General features: G+C 72.9%; 6 protein-coding genes. 4 read left to right on the top strand and 2 right to left on the bottom strand.

Features of this window, described 5'->3' with window-relative positions; all coding sequences use genetic code 11:
* Nucleotides 1-801 precede the first annotated feature (801 nt).
* Together IEY95_RS44645 and IEY95_RS44650 are read right to left on the bottom strand one after the other, a co-directional pair.
* Nucleotides 802-1578, bottom strand: coding sequence for a thioesterase II family protein (locus tag IEY95_RS44645; RefSeq protein WP_189192029.1), 777 nt, complete (start codon nucleotides 1576-1578; stop codon nucleotides 802-804).
* Complete coding sequence (locus tag IEY95_RS44650) at nucleotides 1566-2360, bottom strand: 4'-phosphopantetheinyl transferase family protein (protein WP_189192030.1); 795 nt, start codon at nucleotides 2358-2360, stop codon at nucleotides 1566-1568. The genes IEY95_RS44645 and IEY95_RS44650 overlap by 13 nt, the downstream gene beginning before the upstream one ends.
* 244 nt (nucleotides 2361-2604) lie before the next feature.
* Here IEY95_RS44650 and IEY95_RS44655 point away from each other — a divergent pair, with 244 nt between their 5' ends.
* The 4 genes from IEY95_RS44655 to IEY95_RS44670 all read left to right on the top strand — a co-directional run bounded on the left by IEY95_RS44655 (nucleotide 2605) and on the right by IEY95_RS44670 (nucleotide 18616).
* The gene (locus IEY95_RS44655) at nucleotides 2605-2874 is read left to right on the top strand and encodes an acyl carrier protein (protein ID WP_189192031.1); all 270 of its coding nucleotides are present in this window, start codon (nucleotides 2605-2607) and stop codon (nucleotides 2872-2874) included.
* Between the two features lie 83 nt (nucleotides 2875-2957).
* The gene (locus IEY95_RS44660) at nucleotides 2958-4316 is read left to right on the top strand and encodes an NAD(P)/FAD-dependent oxidoreductase (RefSeq protein ID WP_189192032.1); all 1359 of its coding nucleotides are present in this window, start codon (nucleotides 2958-2960) and stop codon (nucleotides 4314-4316) included.
* Nucleotides 4317-4553: 237 nt separating this feature from the next.
* Nucleotides 4554-13208 (top strand): type I polyketide synthase, encoded by an 8655-nt coding sequence (locus tag IEY95_RS44665; RefSeq protein ID WP_189192033.1) that lies wholly within the window; start codon nucleotides 4554-4556, stop codon nucleotides 13206-13208.
* The gene (locus tag IEY95_RS44670) at nucleotides 13208-18616 is read left to right on the top strand and encodes a type I polyketide synthase (RefSeq protein ID WP_189192034.1); all 5409 of its coding nucleotides are present in this window, start codon (nucleotides 13208-13210) and stop codon (nucleotides 18614-18616) included. Before IEY95_RS44665 ends, IEY95_RS44670 begins: the two co-directional genes overlap by 1 nt.
* The last annotated feature ends 42 nt before the right edge of the window (nucleotides 18617-18658 follow it).

Consider the following 18658-nt stretch of genomic DNA (forward strand, 5'->3'; position numbering starts at 1 on the left):
CCCTCGCCCTGTTCTTCAGGGGCGGGGGCCGACGGCGTGGGCGCGTGCACGGTTCGCCTACCAGCGGTGGGGGTGGGTTGGGGCCGTGTCGGTATATCCGCCCGTCGTGGGCGTGCGTCGGGGGCGCGGACGCGGTTCGCCTATCACCGGTGGGTGGGTCGGGGCCGTGCCGGTACATCCGCCCGTCGCGTGGCGTGCGTACCGCTCGGGGTTGCAGATGGTTCGACTTGGCTGTGCGGAGCTGTAAGCGACGGGCGGTGATGTACCGGCACGGCCCCTCCCGTCGGTGGGCGGCTGCGGGCCGTCCTCGCTACAGACCTCCCTCGCTGCAGGCCGTTCTGGCTGAGGGACAGCCCCTCCCGTGCGTACAGCAGCTGCGGGCCTCCCGTGCTGAGGGACCGCCACTCACCAGCCGACGCGACTGCCCGCCGCCGCCCTCGTCGCAGACCTCCCGCACTACGGGACGACCCCTCCCCTGCCCACGGCGACCGCAGGCCGCCCTGGCCTCAGACCTCCCGCACTACGGGACGACCCCTCCCCTGCTCACAACGACCGCAGGCCGCCCTCGCCTCAGACCTCCCTCGCTGCGGGCAGCCGTGCCACTGGAGGAGGCGGCACGGGCGCAGCGGGGGCGTGCCGCGGCTGCGGGTCGTCATCGCTGCGGTCTCCCTCGCTGCGGGCAGTCGTGCCGCTGGGGGCGGCACGGGTGGGCGCAGCGGCGCCCCGTCAGCGCCGGGCTGCGAAACTCGCCCCGAGCCCAGCCCCTGCGCCGGGCGCGTGGTGCGGGTGCGGGACGACGGGTCAACCCGTTGTCGCGGGGTCCGGCAGCGTCCGGAGTACGCCGGCCACGTACGCGTGGAACGCCGGGTCGTCGAGCAGGAAGTGGTCGCCGGGCAGCCACTCGATGGCGACGTCGCCGGCGCCGTGGTTCTCCCAGTCGCGCAGGCCCGGGTCGTCCACCATCGGATCGTCCACGCCCGCGCACACCCACAGGGGGCAGGCCAGCGGCGGTCCGGGCAGCGGGGTGTACGTCTCCGAGATGGTGAAGTCGGCGCGCAGTACCGGGGTGAACAGCTTGACCAGTTCCGGGTGCTCGAAGAGCTGTGGCGGGGTGCCACCGAGGCGGCGCACGGACTCCAGGAACGCCGGGGCGGAGAGTGTGTGGAGGTCGGGCAGGGTGCGCCGAGCGGTGGGGCCGTTGCGGCCGACCACGACGACAGCGGCCGGCGGGCGGCCCAGGGCGCTCCAGTAGCGGCCTGTCTCGTACGCGAACGCCGCCCCCATGCTGTGCCCGAGCAGGACGTACTGCCCCGTGGTGTGCGGGGCGGAGCCGCGGATCAGGTCCTCCAGGGCCGTGCCGAAGTCCTCGCGCAGCGGCTCGGCCATCCGGGTGCCGTGTCCTGGCAGTTCCAGCAGGGTCATCCGCGCGGCGTCGGGCAACGCCGCCTCCAGGCTCGCGAAGGCCCGTGCGGCCCCTCCCGCGTGCGGCAGGCACAGCAGCGTGGGGCGGCCCTGGCGGGCACGGCCGGGCGTGGACGTGGCGGTGGTCGCTCCGGGGGTGCTGCTCAACCGCTGCATGGCGGGATCTCCTTCGTGGGGGAGGAACTCCAGGGAGTGTGCGACGACGACGGCTCGGGCCGCTCGCCGGGGTCCAGCGCGAGGACTCGTACGACATCGCCACCGCCGGCGACGGCCACGGCCGCTCTGAACTCGGGGCCGACGTCGATGAGGTGAAGGTTCCACACGCGTGTGGCCGACCCGGGAGCCGACTGCACCCGCACTGGCCCCGAGCGTCGTGCACCGGGACTGACCCTGACCGCGGTGAGATCGCCGGCCAGGCCGCTGCCGAGGGCCTTGAGGACGGCCTCCTTGCACGCCCAGTGGGTGAACAGCCCGCTGTTCAGGGGACCTTCGCGGTCCGCGGGCCAGTGCTCCGCCTCGATGTCGGAGAGCACCTGTCGGCGCAGCCCCGCGGGATCCCTGAGTGGCCTGATCCGTTCGACGTCGACGCCGGTGGGTCCGTCACGGCTCACGGCCACCAGGGACATCCCTTCGGTGTGCGCGAGGCTGACCCTGAGCCCGGGGTCGCCACACACATAGGGCTTGCCCAACTTGCCTACCGAGAAGGTGACTTGGGACGTCATCAGGTCGGCATACGCGGCAGTCACCGCGCGCAGCGCGGCATGTGCCGAGGCGTACAGCGCGCGCTGCGAGGGCACCATGTGCCGCCACCGCCGCAGCTCGTCCGGTGAGAGCAGTTCCAGACAGCGCCACAGCGCCTTCTCGGAACCGGGGCCGGGCTCCCGTACCGCCCAGACATGCACTTCTCCGGCGGGCGGCCCGAGCCGGGCCGCGGTCACCGGTCGAGTCCTCGCTCGGGGCACCTTCGGGGCCATCACGTGAGCCGTCACTGGGGGCATCGCTTCTCCAACCACTCGGTCATCACTGCCCGTTGGCCTCTTGACGATGAACTCAACACTAGTAGAGTTCATCAGGAAATGACATCATCAGGTGTTGAAATCAACGGGCGTTGAACTCCATTGGGTCCCCCGTTGAACCTCGGCGGGACCACCCGCCCCTCAACGCATCTCCAGGAGGTACGGCGTGGCCAGTGACCGCGACGAACTGATCACCCAGCTCACCGAGTTCATCCAGGAGCGGCTGCTCGCGGAGCCCGACGCCCAGGGCATCGCCCCGGACACCCCGTTGCTCGAGTGGGGGATTCTCACCTCGATCAACACCGCTCAGCTGCTCACCTTCATCCGGGACGAGCTGGGGACCAACATCCCGCCGACCGAGCTGACCGGAACCAACTTCCAGAACCTGGACAGCATCACCGACCTGCTGCTGTCCCTCCGTACGCCCGCTCACTGACCAGGGCCTGCGACCGACCCGCCGCACAGGCCCTCGCGGCCACGGCACAGCGCATCCACCCGAATTCGCGACAGGAGATCACGTTGTCCGAGACATCGGCGAACTACGACTACGACATCGGCATCATCGGCGGCGGGCCGGCCGGCTCCACCGCCGCCTCCTACCTCGCCAAGGAGGGGCTGTCCGTGGTGGTCTTCGAATCGGAGACCTTTCCGCGCGAGCACGTCGGCGAGTCGCTGGTCCCGGCCACGACGCCGGTGCTCATCGAGACCGGTGCCATGGAGAAGGTCGAGGCCGCGGGCTTCCCCAAGAAGTACGGCGCCGCCTGGACCTCCGCGGAGGACCGGGACATCGACCACATGGGCTTCCAGGGCCTGGACCACGACTTCCGCGCCGCCGAGGTGCTGTTCAGCGAGCGGGACCAGGCCGGCGTCGACCGGGACCACACCTTCCACGTCGACCGCGGCAAGTTCGACCAGATCCTGCTGCAGCACGCGGAGAGCCTGGGCGCGAAGGTCTACCACGGCGTCCGCGTCAACCGGGTCGACTTCACCGACCGCGACCGTCCGGTCATCCAGGCGAAGGTCGGCAACCAGTCGGTCGGCGTCCCCGTCCGCATGGTCATCGACGCCAGTGGCCGCCGCACCATGATGGGCAGCCAGCTCAAGGTCAAGGAGCCGGACCCGGTCTTCAACCAGTACGCGGTGCACACCTGGTTCGACGACTTCGACCGCAAGGCGCTCGCGGTCAACAAGGACCAGGCGGACTACATCTTCATCCACTTCCTCCCGCTGGAGGACACCTGGGTCTGGCAGATCCCGATCACGGACACCATCACCTCCATAGGTGTCGTGACCCAGAAGGCCCGGTTCAAGGAAGCCAAGAACGACCTGGAGACCTTCTTCTGGGACACCATCGGCAGCCGCCCGGCCCTCCAGGACGCGCTGAAGAACGCCAAGCGGGTCAAGGAGTTCAAGGCCGAGGGCGACTACAGCTACGCGCTCACCAAGATCGCCGACGACTCGCTCGTGATGATCGGCGACGCAGCCCGGTTCGTGGACCCGATCTTCTCCAGCGGTGTCAGCGTCGCGCTCAACAGCGCACGGCTGGCCGCCGCCGACATCATCGCGGCGCACAAGGCCGGGGACTTCCGCAAGGAACGCTTCGACGGCTACGTCAACACGCTCCGCGGCGCGGTGAACAACTGGTACGAGTTCATCTCGATCTACTACCGCCTCAACATCCTCTTCACGGCGTTCGTCCAGGACCCGCGCTACCGCCTGGACGTCCTCAAGATGCTGCAGGGCGATGTGTACGACGGGGAGCCCAAGGCCCTCGCCGCGATGCGGGAGATCGTCGAGGCCGTCGAGAACGACCCCAACCACCTCTGGCACAAGTACCTGGGGACGCTCAAGGCACCCTCCGCGGCGGCCAAGTTCTAGGCCCCCGGGCCTCCGGGGTCGCTTGGGCCCGCACCGGCGGAACAGGGCCGGACCGGCCCTGTCCGGCCGGTCGTACAGACCCTCGCCGGCCGGGCGTCCTCGCCCTGTCCGGCCGGGAGGCACCACGGCAGCGGACCGCTGCCGGGCACGACCCGGGTGGCGTGGACGCCCCTCCCGCCACCCGGACCCGGACTTCCGTCCGCACCATCCGTCTGTCGCACTCCTGGAGGGGGATCCATGCCCGCCCGCAACGGAATCACCACCGATCCGGCCATAGCCCTTGTCGGCATCGGGTGCCGTTATCCGGGCGGGGTGGTCGATCCCGCGTCCTTCTGGCACGTCCTGCGCGACGGCGTCGACGTGATCGGGGAGATCCCCCCGGAGCGCTGGGGTCCCGAGTACATCAGTGAGGACGGGTCCGCACCGGGCACCGGGTACTGCCGTTACGCGGGAGTGCTGCCGGGGCTCGACCGGTTCGACGCCGACTTCTTCGGCATCTCGTTCCGCGAGGCACGCGAGATGGATCCGCAACAGCGGCTCCTGCTCGAAGTCTCCTGGGAGGCCCTGGAGCACGCCGGGCTCACCAAGCCCCAGCTCGCGGGCTCCCGCACCGGCGTGTTCTTCGGCATGCTCGGTATGGACTACACACTGCTGCACTCCAAGACGCGCGGTGTGAAGGCCATCGACCCGTACTACGCGAGCGGCAAGGAGTTCAGCTTCGCGCCCGGCCGGGTCGCCTACACCCTGGGGCTGCACGGCCCCGCGCTCGCCGTGAACACCGCGTGCTCCTCGTCCCTGGTGGCCGTCCACCTGGCCTGCCGCGCACTGGCGAGCGGCGAGGCCGACACCGCGCTGGCGGGCGGCGTCAACGTCCTCGCCGCCCCCGAGCTGTCCATCTTCATGAGCAAGGTGCAGGCCCTGTCGCCCACCGGGCGGTGCAAGCCGTTCGCCGCCGACGCGGACGGCATCGTGCGCGGCGAGGGCTGCGGCGTCGTCGTACTGAAGCGGCTCGACGACGCGCTCGCCGACGGCGACCAGGTACTCGCGGTGATCCGGGGCAGCGCCTTCAACCACGACGGCCGCAGCGCGGGCCTGACCGTCCCCAACGCCTCCGCGCAGGAAGCCCTGTTGCGGGAGGCTCTGCAGCGCGCGGACGCCACCCCGGCCGAGGTCGCGTTCGTCGAGACGCACGGCACCGGCACGCCACTCGGCGACCCGATCGAGGCCTTCGCGCTGTCGGAGGTGTTCGGCCCCGGCCGTGACCCCGGGCGCAAGCTGCACATCGGTTCGCACAAGGCGAACTTCGGGCACACGGACGCGGCCGCCGGTGTCGCCGCCCTGATCAAGACCGTGCTGACCGCACGGCACCGGGTCGTCCCACCGCAGCTGCACCTCGGCACGCCCAACCCCGCCATCCCCTGGACCGACGGGCCGCTGAGCATCTCGGCCGAGGCCAGGCCGCTGGACGCGACCGAGGACACCCTCTTCGGCGTGAGCGCCTTCGGCCTCAGCGGCACCAACGCCCATCTGCTGCTGTCCGCGCCCGTGCCGGCGCCCGAAGCGAGTGCTCCCGAGGCGGACGCCCCGAGGGTGCTGCTGCTCTCCGGCTCCACGGAGGCCGCCCTCCAGGAACGCGCGCGCGACCTGGCCGGCACCCTCGACGGGGAGCGGCCGCTGGCCGATGTCCTGCACACCGCGGCGGTGCGGCGCACCCACCACGAGGCGCGCGCCACCGTGATCGGCGCCGACGCCGAGGAGTTGCGCGCCTCGCTGCTCGAACTGGCCGAGGGCAACCCCGACGAGCGCACCGTCACCGGCACCGCCGAGCCCCGGCGGCGCCACCGCACCGTCTTCGTCTTCTCCGGCCAGGGCTCGCAGTGGCGCGGCATGGGCCTGGACCTGTGGGACCGCGAGCCGGTCGCCGCGGCCCGCCTGGAGGCGAGCGACGCGGTGCTGCGCGAGGCGGGCCTGCCCGGTCTGCGCGAGCTGCTCGGCGACAGCGATCTCGCCGCCACCGAGCTGGCTCAACCTGCCGTTGTCGCAGTGCAGTTGGCGGTGGCCGAGGTCTGGCGCTCCCGTGGTGTGGAGCCGTCCAAGGTCGTCGGGCACAGCCTCGGCGAGATCTCCGCCGCCTGTTTCACCGGCGCCCTCGACCTGCCCACGGCGCTCGACCTCGCCGTGCGGCGCGGGCGCATCATGGCCGCCGCCGCGGGCACTGGGCGGATGCTCGCGGTGGCACTCTCCGAGGAAGAGGCGGTCGAGGTCGCCGCCGGAACCGGGCGGGCCGTCACGGTCGCCACGGTCAACGGGCCCGCCTCGACGGTGCTCGCCGGCTCCGAGGACGACCTGACCGCGATCGCCTCGCTGCTGCGCGAGCGGTCCGTCACCGCGCGGTTCGTGCCCGGCGACTACGCGTTCCACAGCCCGGCGATGGCGCCCTTCGCCGAGGAACTCCGCGCGGAACTGGGCGACTTGGCGGCGGCGGCCCGGCCCGAGGCGTTCGTGTCGACCGTCTGGCCCGAGGAGCCGCCGGCCACGCTGGACGCCGCGTACTGGGCCGCCAACGTGCTGCGTCCCGTCCGCTTCTGGCCCGCCGTGCGGGGCCTGCTGCAGGACATGGGCGCCGACTTCATCGAGATCGGCCCGCACCCCACCCTCGTACGCCCGCTGACCGATGCCCTGAAGGCGCTGCGACGCCAGGGCGTCGCGGTCGGATCGCTGCGCCGGGACGCCGACGGGCCCGCGACGCTGCTCTCCTCGCTCGCCGCACTGCACTGTGCGGGCGCCGAGGTCCGCTGGGCCGACCTGGCCCCGGGCCGGCTCACGGAGCTGCCCCGGCACCCGTGGCAGCACGAGTCGTTCTGGCTGCCCGAGGTCACGCCCGGCACGCAGTACGCCCCGGGTGCGGTGCCCGACGCGCAGGTCGGGCCCGCCCGGCTCGCCGTGCAGCTGCTCGACCCTTCGGGCAGGCCGCTCGGGCCCGCGCAGCAGCTCGAACTGAACGGCACGCCCACCGGCGCGCCCACGACTCCGCCGGAGCCGCTCGGCTCCGGCGGTCCCGCCCCGGTCATGGCCCCACCCCCCCTCGGGGCCGACCGGGAAGCCGACTCGTCCGCCACCGTCCCGTTCCATCCCCCGGCGGGAACGGTGGCGGACGGGACCGGAACGGCCACGGATGCGACGGAGCCCGGGGCCACCCCGGACGCCACCGGCACGGCGGCGAGCACCGACCGCGAACGCCGGTCCCTGATGCGGCTGACGTCCGAGACGCTGGCGGAGATCCTCGGCCAGGACCCGGGCCGTCGCATCCCGCCCCGGCGCGGCTTCGCCGACCTCGGTCTGGACTCACTGAGCATCGTGGAGTTCGTGGACCGCCTCGGACTGCGGCTCGGCCTCGACATCCCTCTGTCCACCCCCTTCGAACGTCCCTGTCTGGACGAGCTGGTCGATCATCTGCTGCCGCAGGTGCTCGCGAAGAAGACACCGCAGGCGCCGACCGCGGAACCGGCTCCCGCGGTGGAAGTCGCCCCGGTGAAGGCCCCCGCCGACGACCCCATCGTCGTGGTCGGCATGAGCTGCCGCTTCCCCGGCAGCCCCTCGGTTCGCGACTACTGGCAGCTCCTGCTCGACGGCCGCGAAGTCATCCGCGACGTGCCCTCGGACCGCTGGGACGGGCAGGCATTCCTGTCCGACGGGCCGTGGACACCCGGCACGATGACCTCGCTGCGGGGCGGCTACCTCGACGACGTACGCGGCTTCGACGCGGCGTTCTTCCGCGTCTCGCCCCGCGAGGCCCGCAGCCTCGACCCGCAGCACCGGCTCTTCCTCGAAGTCGCCTACGAGGCCCTGGAGGATGCCGGGGCGACCCGGGACCGGCTGCGCGGCTCCGCGACCGGCGTCTTCGTCGGCATGAACAGCTCGGACCACGCCCAGCACATCGGCAGCCATCTCCAGGACGTGGACCTCTACTACGGCACCGGCAACTCCTTCGCCGGGGCGTCCGGACGGCTCTCCTACTTCCTGGGGCTGACCGGGCCCAGCATGGCCGTGGACACCGCCTGCTCGTCCTCGCTGACCGCCGTGCACCTGGCCATGCAGAGCCTGCGCCAGGGCGAGAGCGACCTCGCGGTGGCCGGCGGTGTCAACGTGATCCTCAGCCCGGTGATCCCGGTCGCGGTCTCGGCCGGCGGCGCCCTCTCCCCCAGCGGCCACTGCCGTACGTTCGACGAGGCGGCCGACGGCTATCTGCGCGGCGAGGGCTCCGGAGCGGTCGTACTGAAGCGGCTGTCGACCGCGCTCGCCGACGGTGACCGGATCTACGCGGTGCTGCCCGGCAGCGCGGTGAACCAGGACGGCGCCAGCAGCGGGCTGACCGTGCCGAACGGCACCGCGCAGCGGGCGCTGATCGAACAGGCCCTGGAGCAGGCAGGTGTGAGCGGACGCGACGTCGGTTACGCCGAGGCGCACGGCACCGGCACTCCGCTCGGCGACCCCATCGAACTGCGCGCGCTCGCCCAGGCGTTGCGCCCCCGGGGAGCCGACGGCGCACCGCTCCTGGTCGGCTCCGCCAAGCCCAACATCGGGCATCTGGAGGCCTCGGCCGGGATGGCCGGGCTCATCAAGGCGGTCCTGTCGGTGCACTACGGGCGGATCGCCCCGCACATCGGCGTGACCACCACACCGACCCGCCAGGTCGCCTGGGAACAGCTGGGGTTGGAGATCGCCGAGGGCGCCGAGCGGTGGCCCGAGGACGGGCGGCGCCGGATCGCGGGCGTCAGCTCCTTCGGCTTCACCGGCACCAACGCGCACATCCTGGTGGCCGAGGCCGCGGCTCCCGAGGAGTCGGGCCCCGAGCCGCCGGCCCGCTTCGCGCTGCCGCTCTCCGCCGCGCAGGCGTCGGCACTGCCCGATGCCGCCAAGCAGTACCTCGCGCTGTTGGAGTCGGGAGACGCGAGGGCCCTGGCCGACCTGGCATACACGGCGTCCGCGCGCCGCAGCCATCTCGACCACCGGGCCGTCGTGGTCGGCCAGGACGTCGTCGGCGTCCGCTCGGCACTGCGCGCCCTGACCAAGGGCGAGGAGCATCCTCAGGTCCTCACCGGGTCGGCCGAGTTGGAGCGGTCCTGTGTCTTCGTCTTCTCCGGATTCGGCTCTCAGTGGGCCGGGATGGGACGGCAACTCCTGCAGAGCGAGCCGGTGTTCCGGGACGCGGTGCTGGCCTGCGAGGAGGAGATGCGGAAGTGGATCGCCTGGTCCCCGCTGGCCTCGCTGCGCGGTGAGCCGGACAGCCGCCCGTTCGACGAGGGCATCCCGCAGGAACTGATCTTCATGGTGCAGGTCGGCCTGGTCGAGCTGTGGCGCAGCTGGGGCGTGGTCCCTGAGGCGGTCGTCGGGCACAGCATGGGCGAGGTCGCAGCCGCCTGGGCCGCCGGGGCGCTGACCCTGGCGCAGGCCGCCGAGATCCTGTGCCTGCGTTCGCGGCTGCTCGACACACTGGTCGGCACCGGCGGTTCGATCGTCGTGGGGCTGCCCCGCGAGGAGCTTGCGCCGTATCTGGTCCTGTACGAGGACAAGTTGGGCATCGCCACGATCAACGGCCCGCGCACCACGGTCGTCGCCGGTGACGTGGACGCCCTGGAGGAGCTCGCCGAGGAGCTGACCGAGGCGAATGTGTTCGTCCGCCGGGTCAAGGTGCCGGTGGCCCCGCACTCGCCGCTGATGGAACCGCTGCGGGAGCGGCTGGTGTCCGGGCTCGCGCACCTGGTTCCCTCCGAGGCCCGCATCCCGGTCTACTCCTCCGTGGCGGGCGGCGAGGTCGCGGGCTCCGCGCTCACCGCCGAGTACTGGGGCCGCAATCTGCGCAACACCGTGCTCTTCCAGGATGCCGTGAGCTCGGTCGAGGACCCGCAGGACCGGGTGTTCGTCGAGGTGTCCCCGCACCCGGTACTGGTTTCCGGAACCGAGGAGTCCCTGCAGGCCGCCGGCGTGGAACGCCCAGTGGTGCTCCCCTCGCTGGTGCGCGACGAGGACGAGGTGGGCACGCTCCTCACAAGCCTGGGCACGCTGCACGCGCAGGCCGCCCCGGTCGGCTGGGCGGCCTTCGCGGGCCCCGGCCGCGCGGTGGTCGATCTGCCCGGCTATCCGTGGCAGCGCAAGGAGCACTGGCTGCCGGACACACCCGTGGACCGCGCCACCGGATCGGGCGCCCTCGTCGGCGCTCCGGTGCGGCCGACGACCGCCGCATGGACGGCGCTGCTTCCCGTGACGGTCGACGGCACCCGCAGCCCCTGGCAGATCAGCGGCTCCGGATCCCGTACGACGGTGTCGGTTCCCGCGCTGCTGGAGGCGGCCCTCGCCGGCGCCGCGGCGACGGGCTCCCCGGCGCCGGCGCTCGACGACGTGCGGTTCGGCACCGCGCCCCGCGCGGACGCGGAAGGCCGGGCCGACCTGCAGGCCGTGGTCGACACCCGGCAGGGCACGGTCGTACTGCGCCCGCTGTCCGGGGACGGGGACGGTCACGGACCCGCGCTGAGCGCATCGACCGATGCCTCGACGCGGCCCGCCTCGGACGCCCCCGGCCCAGGGCGACTGGCCGACGACGAGCCCCTCCGGGCCACGCTGGCCGACCGCTTCCCAGGGCTCGGGGTGCGGTCGGCCGGCAGTGGCCGGGGTGGTGCGGACGTCACCGTGGACCTGCCCGACGGGGCCTCCCGGCACAGGCTGCCCGCCGATCTGCTGCGGCTGGCACTGCACTTGGTCGCGGACGGCGCCGCGGAACCGTCCGACGCGGAGCCTCTGCCCGCCGTCATCGCGGCGGTCCGGGTCCGGGCCGCGGTCGAGGGCACCGTACGGGTGTCCCGGGGGCCGGTCCGCGCGGGTGCGGACGGGCAGCCCGAGGCGGACGTGACCGTGTTCGACGCGGCGCAACGTGCCCTGGTGGAGCTGACCGGGCTGCGCCTGGCCGCCGACCCCGCACCGGCCGCGGCGGACGCGGACCGGGACCGGATGGCGAACCTGCTGTACCGGATGGAGTGGAACGCCGCGGGCCAGCGCCCGGCCGGCCGGGAGGGTCCGCAGGTCGCGCCCGCGACGCGCTGGCTGGTGTGTGGTGACACCGAGCACCTGGCGGGCACGGTGGCCGACGGGCTGCGGGCCGCGGGCTGCGAGGTGCGCCGGGTGCGCTCGGTGGACGTACCGGACGGAGAAGGTCTCGTCCTGAACCCGACGGACCGTGCGGAGTGGGAGACGCTGCTCGCGGTCCACGCGAACGAGGGCACCACCGGGATCTGCGACCTGTGGCCCCTGGAGGACCTCGACTCGCGCCCCGACGGCCGGCGCGTCACCACCGCGCTCACCGCCGCCCTGGCCAATGCCGAGGGGACACCGCCCCGGCTGTGGCTGGTCACCCGACACGCCCTGCTGCCGGCCGGTCACGAGGGCTTCCCCGACGGCAACCAGGGCGCCCATGCCGGGCTAGGCCGCACCCTGGCGATGACCCGCCCCGAGGCCTGGGGCGGCCATGTCGACCTGAGCCGGGGCAGCGCCGAGGAGCTGCGCACGCTGGTGACGCGGCTACTGTGCGCACCGGGAGACGAGCACATCCGGGTGGAGCACTCATCGGTCCAGGTCGGTTCGCTGGTGCGGGCCGACGCACCGGGCCGGACCGAGCAGCGGCCGCTGTCGGCCGAGCGCTGGCATCTGGTGACCGGCGCGGGCGGCGCCCTGGTGCCTCCCGCGGTGGACTGGCTGGTCGGCGCCGGCGCCCGAAGGATCGTGCTCGCCGACACGGAGCCCGAGCAGGCCGAGCGGCTGTCCGTCGAGGACCGCGTCGCCGAGTGGCGTGCCGCGGGGGCCGAGGTCCGCACCGTACGCACCCAGGGCTCGCGGGACGAACTGACCGCACTCGTGGAGGAGTTGCGGGCGGACACCGGGATCGCGGGCGTGCTGTGCGCGGCGGCTCCGGAGCAGGCCACCCCGCTGGAGGAGACCACCGAGGCCGCGCTGCGGGCCGAGTGGAACCGCGCCGAGACGGCCGAGCTGCTGCACCGGCTGACCGCCAAGGATCCGGTACGCCTCTTCGTCCTGCTGGGTTCGGTGCCGGGCACCTGGGGCGGCGCCGTCACGGGTGCGGCAGCGCCGTCCGACTGGTCGCTGCGGGCGCTGGCGGCGCGGCGCAGGGCGAGCGGGCTGCCGGTGACGCATATCGAACTGATGCCGCTCGAAGGCAGTCAACTCCTCGACGAACGGACGACTTTACTGCTGAAGTCGAGCGGGGTCGCCCCGCTGCGGGAGCGGGACCTCGTGAGCGCCCTCGACCTCCTTGCCTGGGACCACACGGTGCACGCGTGCGTGGCCGACGTGGACTGGGAGCTGTTCGGCAGCGCGCTCGCCGACGCCCCGCACCGGGAGCTGTTCCGTGCCGTCCTGGGGGCGGCGCGGCAGACCGGCGGCACCGAGTTCGTGGCCGGGCTGCGCTCGCTCGACCCGGTGCAGCGCCGGGACCGGATGCTCGACTGGGTGTGCGCTCAGGTCGCCGGGGTGCTCGGCCTGCCGGAGGACGAACTCCGCGCCGACCAGGGCTTCTTCGAACTCGGGATGGACTCGGTCATGTCGCTGACGCTGCGGCTGCGGCTGTCCCGCGAGCTGGAGACCGAGCTGTCCTCGACGGTGGCCTTCGAGCACCCGACCGCGCTGGCGCTGACCGGGCATCTGCTGGAGCAGCTCGGCCATCCGGCCGCCGGTTCCGAGGGTGCCGCCGCGGATCCGGTCGAACTCGACGAGGCCGGTGCCGAGCCCGCCGACGACCTGGACGACCTCGACGACGACGAACTGCTACGCCAGTTGGAGGCCGAGATCTCCGACTCACGGGCGCTGGGATTTGAGGAGAACTGATGACGAAGAGCCAAGCCGAGCAGCCGAGCCAGGACGTCCTCCGCGGCCGGCTCAAGGACTCCCTCGGCACGATCCGCAGTCTGCGCGCCCGGGTCCAGGAGCTCCAACAGCCACAGCCCCTGGCGGTGATCGGTCTCTCCTGCCGGCTGCCGGGCGGCGCCACGCCCGAGGAGTTCTGGCAGTCCCTGGCCGACGGCCGCGACTCGACGTCACAGTTCCCCGAGGAGCGGCACTCCATCGCGGGTTTCTACAACCCGGACCCTGACCACCCGGGCACCGCGTACACGCTGTCGGGGAACTTCCTCGAAGGCCCGGTGGACACCTTCGATCCGACCGTCTTCGGGATCTCGCCGCGTGAGGCCGCGGGCATGGACCCGCAACAGCGGCTTGTGCTCGAACTGGCCTGGGAGGCCATGGAGAACGCCTGCCTGCCGCCGAGCGAGCTGGAGGGCAGCCGGGTCGGCGTCTTCCTCGGTGCCAGTACGAGCGACTACGTCCGGATGCGGCAGCAGAAGGGCTCGATGGCGGACGTCGACGCCTATCAGCTGATCGGCGAGCCGAGCTTCCTGGCCGGCCGGATCTCGTACACCTTCGGGTTCCAGGGTCCCAGCATGGTCATCGACACCGCTTGCTCCTCGTCGCTGGTGGCGCTGGAGCAGGCTGTCCTGTCGCTGCGTTCCGGTGCCTGCGACATGGCGCTGGTCGGCGGGGTGAACCTGATGCTCTCCCCGTACGGCTTCGTCCTGGTCAGCAAGTTGCGGGCGCTGTCGCCCGACGGACGCTGCAAGACGTTCGACGCCTCCGCCGACGGCTACGCCCGTGGCGAGGGCGGCGCGCTGTTCGTGCTGAAGCGGCTCAGCGAGGCCGAGGCCGCCGGGGACCGCGTGCTGGCGGTGGTCCGGGGTGTGGCGACGGAGCACGACGGGCGCAGCAGCGGGCTGACGGTCCCGAACCCCGCCGCGCAGCAGAACGTCATCACCTCCGCGCTCAAGGACGCCGGGGTCTCCCCCGCCGAACTCACCTATGTCGAGGCGCACGGCACCGGCACCCAGCTGGGCGACCCGATCGAGCTGAAGGCCCTCAACGCGGTCACCAGCACCGGGCGGCCGGCCGGACGACCGCTGCTCGTCGGCTCGGTGAAGACCAACATCGGCCATCTGGAGCCGGCCGCCGGCGCGGCAGGCCTGCTGAAGGTCGTCCTGGCTCTGCAGCACGACACGCTCCCCAAGCATCTGCACCTGAACAACCCGAACCCCCAAGTCCCCTGGGACGCCATCAACTTGACGGTCACCACCGAGGAGACCGTCTGGCCGGACGGCCCACGGATCGCCGGGGTGAGCAGTTTCGGCGCCAGTGGCACCAACGCGCACACCGTGCTCGCCGAGGCGCCGCAGCCCGCGCCCCGCGAGGGCACCCCGCGCGAGGTGGGCCTGCTCACCCTCAGCGCCAACAGCCCCGAGGCGCTGCGCACGATGGCCGGCGCGTACGAGAGCCGGGTGCGGGCGGCGGACGCGCGCACCCTGTCGGACATCTGCTACTCGTCGCACATCGGGCGGGCCCGGATGAAGCACGGGCTCAGCGTGACCGGCGACCGCGAGCAACTCGCCGCCGGGCTGGCCGCGTTCGCCGCCGGTGAGCGCGCCGACCAGGTCACCACGCACGGCCCGTCGGGCGCGAAGGCGCGCCGGCTCGGCTGGCTGTTCACCGGCCAGGGCTCGCAGTACGCCGGGATGGCCGCCTCCCTCGCGGCCGCCGAGCCGGTCTTCGCGGACGCGCTCGCCCAGGTGGTCGAGGCGCTCGACCGCTACCTGGTGGAGCCGCTCGGCCCCGTCCTGTCCGACGGGGAGCGCATCAACCGGACGGGCTTCACCCAGCCCGCCCTGTTCGCCGTGGAGTACGCGCTGGCGAAGATGTGGGAGTCGTGGGGCATCCGGCCGACCGCGCTGATCGGGCACAGCCTGGGCGAGATCACCGCCGCGTGCGTCGCCGGTGTGCACTCCCTCGACGACGCCGCCAAGCTGGTCACGGCCCGCGCCCGGCTGATGGAGGCGCTGCCGGCGGGCGGTGTGATGGAGACCCTGGTCTGCGACGAGGAGACCGTCCGCGCGGCGATCGCCGAGGCCGGTCCGGTGCCGCAGGTGGCGGTCGCGGCGGTCAACGGGCCGACGGACGTGGTGCTTTCGGGCCCCGAGGACGAGGTCGCCAAGGTCGTCGACGTATTGGCCGGACGCGGCGTCAAGCACCGCGGGCTCGTCGTCTCGCACGCCTTCCACTCCCCGCTGATGGCCCCGATGATCGACGAATTCCGCCAGGTCACCGAGACCCTGACGTTCCATCAGCCGAAGTACCCGATCATTTCCAACGTCACGGGCCGCGAGTGGGGGCCCGAACAGCTGCGCCCCGCCTACTGGTCCGAGCACGTGCTCGCTCCGGTGCGCTTCTACGCCGGCGTCACCGCGCTGTACGAGACGGGGTGCCGTACCTTCCTGGAGCTCGGCCCGGCGCCGGTGCTCCTCGGTCTCGGCGCCCGCTGCCTGCCCGAGGACGGCGTCGGCTGGATCCCGTCGCTGCGCCGGGACCGCGAGGACACCCACATCGTGGGCCAGGCTTTGGGCGCGCTGCACCACCGCGGCGTACCGGTCGACTGGACCGCGGTGCACCGCGACGAGAGGCCGCGGCGCACCTCGCTGCCCAGTTACCCCTGGCAGCGCGAGCGGTACTGGTTCAACGACGACGCGCAGGGCGGCGCCCCCGAGTACGCGGCCGACGATGCCCCAGGTGCGCTCTTCGAGGGCCATCTGCTGTCCGGCGCGCCCACCTTCTCGCCCCAACTCGACGAACTGTCCGAGGTGTTCGTGCAGACGGGCCCGGACGGCCGCCGGTCCGTCTCGGCGGGCGGCTTCTGCAACTGGGCGCTGACGGGCGCCGCGAAACTGCCCGGCGCGCAGCCCCGGCTCGTGGACCGCTTCGTGGTGGGCGAGCCACTGCTTCTCGACCCCGAGCACCGGCCCGCGCAGATACGGGTCTATGTGCTGCCGCAGGACGACGAGGGCCGTTCGCTGTTCCTCTGCTTCTCCCGGCACGGCGTCGACTCCGCCGAGAGCGGCAGCTGGCGGCTGCACGCCCGCGGTGTCCTGGTGCGCCGTCCCACCGACACCCGGCGAGCCGACGGCGACCTCGATGCCGTACGCACCCGGTGTGCGCCGGTCGACCCCGCCGACATCGTGGTGCCCGGCTGGGCCGAGCCGGTCCTCAACGAGGTCTATCAGGGACCGGGCGAGGTGCTCGCCGAGGTCAACCGCGCCGCCGAGGAACTGCCCCGCGGCGCCCTCCTTGACCTGACGCTCGGACTGCTGCGTCAGTCGGAAAAGGCCCCGGGGACCGGTGGGACACCGGTGCCCACGGCGGTGCCCGAGGGCACCCGCCGCTACATCCACGGCTGGCTGGACCCGGCCGAGGAGGACGGCGAACTCCGCGGCGGACTGGAGATCCTCGGCTCCGACGGCAGCGTGTTGATCATGATGCGGGACGTCCACCTGCGGTCGTCGACCCAGCCCGCACCGGAGGTCGCACGCAGCGCGCGGGCGGAGACCGTGTGGGAGCAGGTCTGGCGCCCGGCCGACCCGGAGGCGTTCGGCGAGCGGAGCCTGCGCGACGAGCGGGTGCTGCTGGTCGGCTCGGGCGGCGCGGACACGGGGCTCGTGGAGGCCGTGTCCAAGCAACTGACGCTGCGCGGGGCGGTGGTCACGCAGGCCGAGCCGTCCTCGGCAGCGGTTCTGCGAGCCCTCGAGGCGGGCCGGCCGTACGGACATCTCGTGCTGCTGAGCGGCCTGGACCTGCCGGTGGCCGGTTACGACGCCGAGTCCGTGGGGCAGGCCAGGGCCGAGGCCGAGCACGTCTTCCTGGCCGCCACCCGGCAGCTGGCCGTCGAGGAGGCCGCCACCCAGTTGTGGGTGGTGACCCGCGGCGCCCAGTGGACCGGGCCCGAGCAGAGCGAGATCTGTCTGCCCGCCGCCCCGCTGTGGGGCCTGGGCAAGGTGGCCGCCCTGGAGCACCCCGAGCTGTGGGGCGGCCTCCTCGACCTGGATCCGGCGGGCGAGCCGGACGAGGCGGAGCGGATCGCCGACCTGCTCGCGACCCCGACCGCCGAGGACCTGACGGCCCGGCGCGGCGGCACCGTCCTGGTGCCCCGGCTGGTGGCGGCCGGCTCGCGCGAGGAGTCCGCGGAGCGTCCGGCGCCGCACCTCAGCGATCTCGGCAGCTATCTCGTCACCGGCGGTCTCGGCAGCCTCGGCCTGCTGATCGGCGAGTGGCTCGCCCAGAGCGGCGCGGGCACCGTCGTGCTGGCCGGCCGGACGGGCCTGCCGGACCGCTCCGCCTGGGACGAGCCGCACGACGACACCACCGCCGCCAGGATCGCCGGGGTGCGTCGGATCGAGGCCCAGGGCGCCGACGTACGCGTGGTGGCGCTGGACACCGCCGACGAGACGGCGCTGCGCTCCCTGACCGACCAACTGGGCTTGTCCGGGCGGCCGTTGCGCGGGGTGGTGCACGCGGCGGGCCTGTCGGAGCCGCAGTTCCTGCGGGAGAGCGACCCGCAGACGTACGACCGCTGCCTGCACGCGAAGGTGGACGGCACCTGGGCACTGCACAACGCCACCGTCGACCAGGACCTGGACCTGTTCGTCTCCTTCTCCTCGATCGCCTCGGTCTGGGGCTCGCAGCACTTGGCGGGCTACTCGGCCGCCAACGCCTTCCTGGACTCCTTCGCGTACTACCGGAGGCTGAAGGGCCTCGCGGCCACGACGGTCAGCTGGGGACCGTGGGCGGCCCGGTCGGGGCTGGCGGACGACTCGGTGATGGCGTTCCTGCGCTCCATCGGGCTGCACCAGCTCAACCCCGACCACGCCCTGGAGCTGCTCGGCGAGGCCGTGGTCGACTCGGTCGCCCACCGGACGGTGTGCTCGGCGGACTGGACCCTCTTCCGCGACCTGATGGAGGCGCGGCGGGAGCGGCCCATCCTCAGCGAGATCCGCAGCGCCCCGGCCACGGACCAGACGCAGGACGCCGAACTGGGCCCACTGACGGCCCGGTTGCTCGGCCTGAGCCGCACGGAACGTCTTGCCGAGCTCAACGAGTACATCCGCGTCCAGCTCTCGGAGATCCTGCGCCTGGAGCTGGACACCCTCACCGAGGACACCCGGCTCGCGGACATGGGCCTGGACAGCCTCATGGTGATGGAGCTGATCAGCCGCTGCCGGGACGATCTGGGCCTGGAGATCAACAGCCGTGACTTCTTCGCCTGCCCCGGCATCCACTGGGGCTCCTTCCTCCACGAGCTGATCGAGGAGAGGTACCCGGCGACCAGCGTCGCGTCCGGCCCCGAGCGGCCGACGGACCAGGCATGACCGCCCGGGGGTCCGGGCCGCGCGGCCCGGGCCCCCGGCACC

Source organism: Streptomyces albiflavescens (assembly GCF_014645835.1).
Classification (GTDB): Bacteria; Actinomycetota; Actinomycetes; order Streptomycetales; family Streptomycetaceae; genus Streptomyces; species Streptomyces albiflavescens.

What these genes read in the sequence shown, in the direction of transcription:
- IEY95_RS44665 (WP_189192033.1), top strand. Translation starts at nt 4,554, where the DNA reads ATGCCCGCCCGCAACGGAATCACCACCGATCCGGCCATAGCCCTTGTC.
- IEY95_RS44645 (WP_189192029.1), bottom strand. Translation starts at nt 1,578, where the DNA reads ATGCAGCGGTTGAGCAGCACCCCCGGAGCGACCACCGCCACGTCCACG.
- IEY95_RS44670 (WP_189192034.1), top strand. Translation starts at nt 13,208, where the DNA reads ATGACGAAGAGCCAAGCCGAGCAGCCGAGCCAGGACGTCCTCCGCGGC.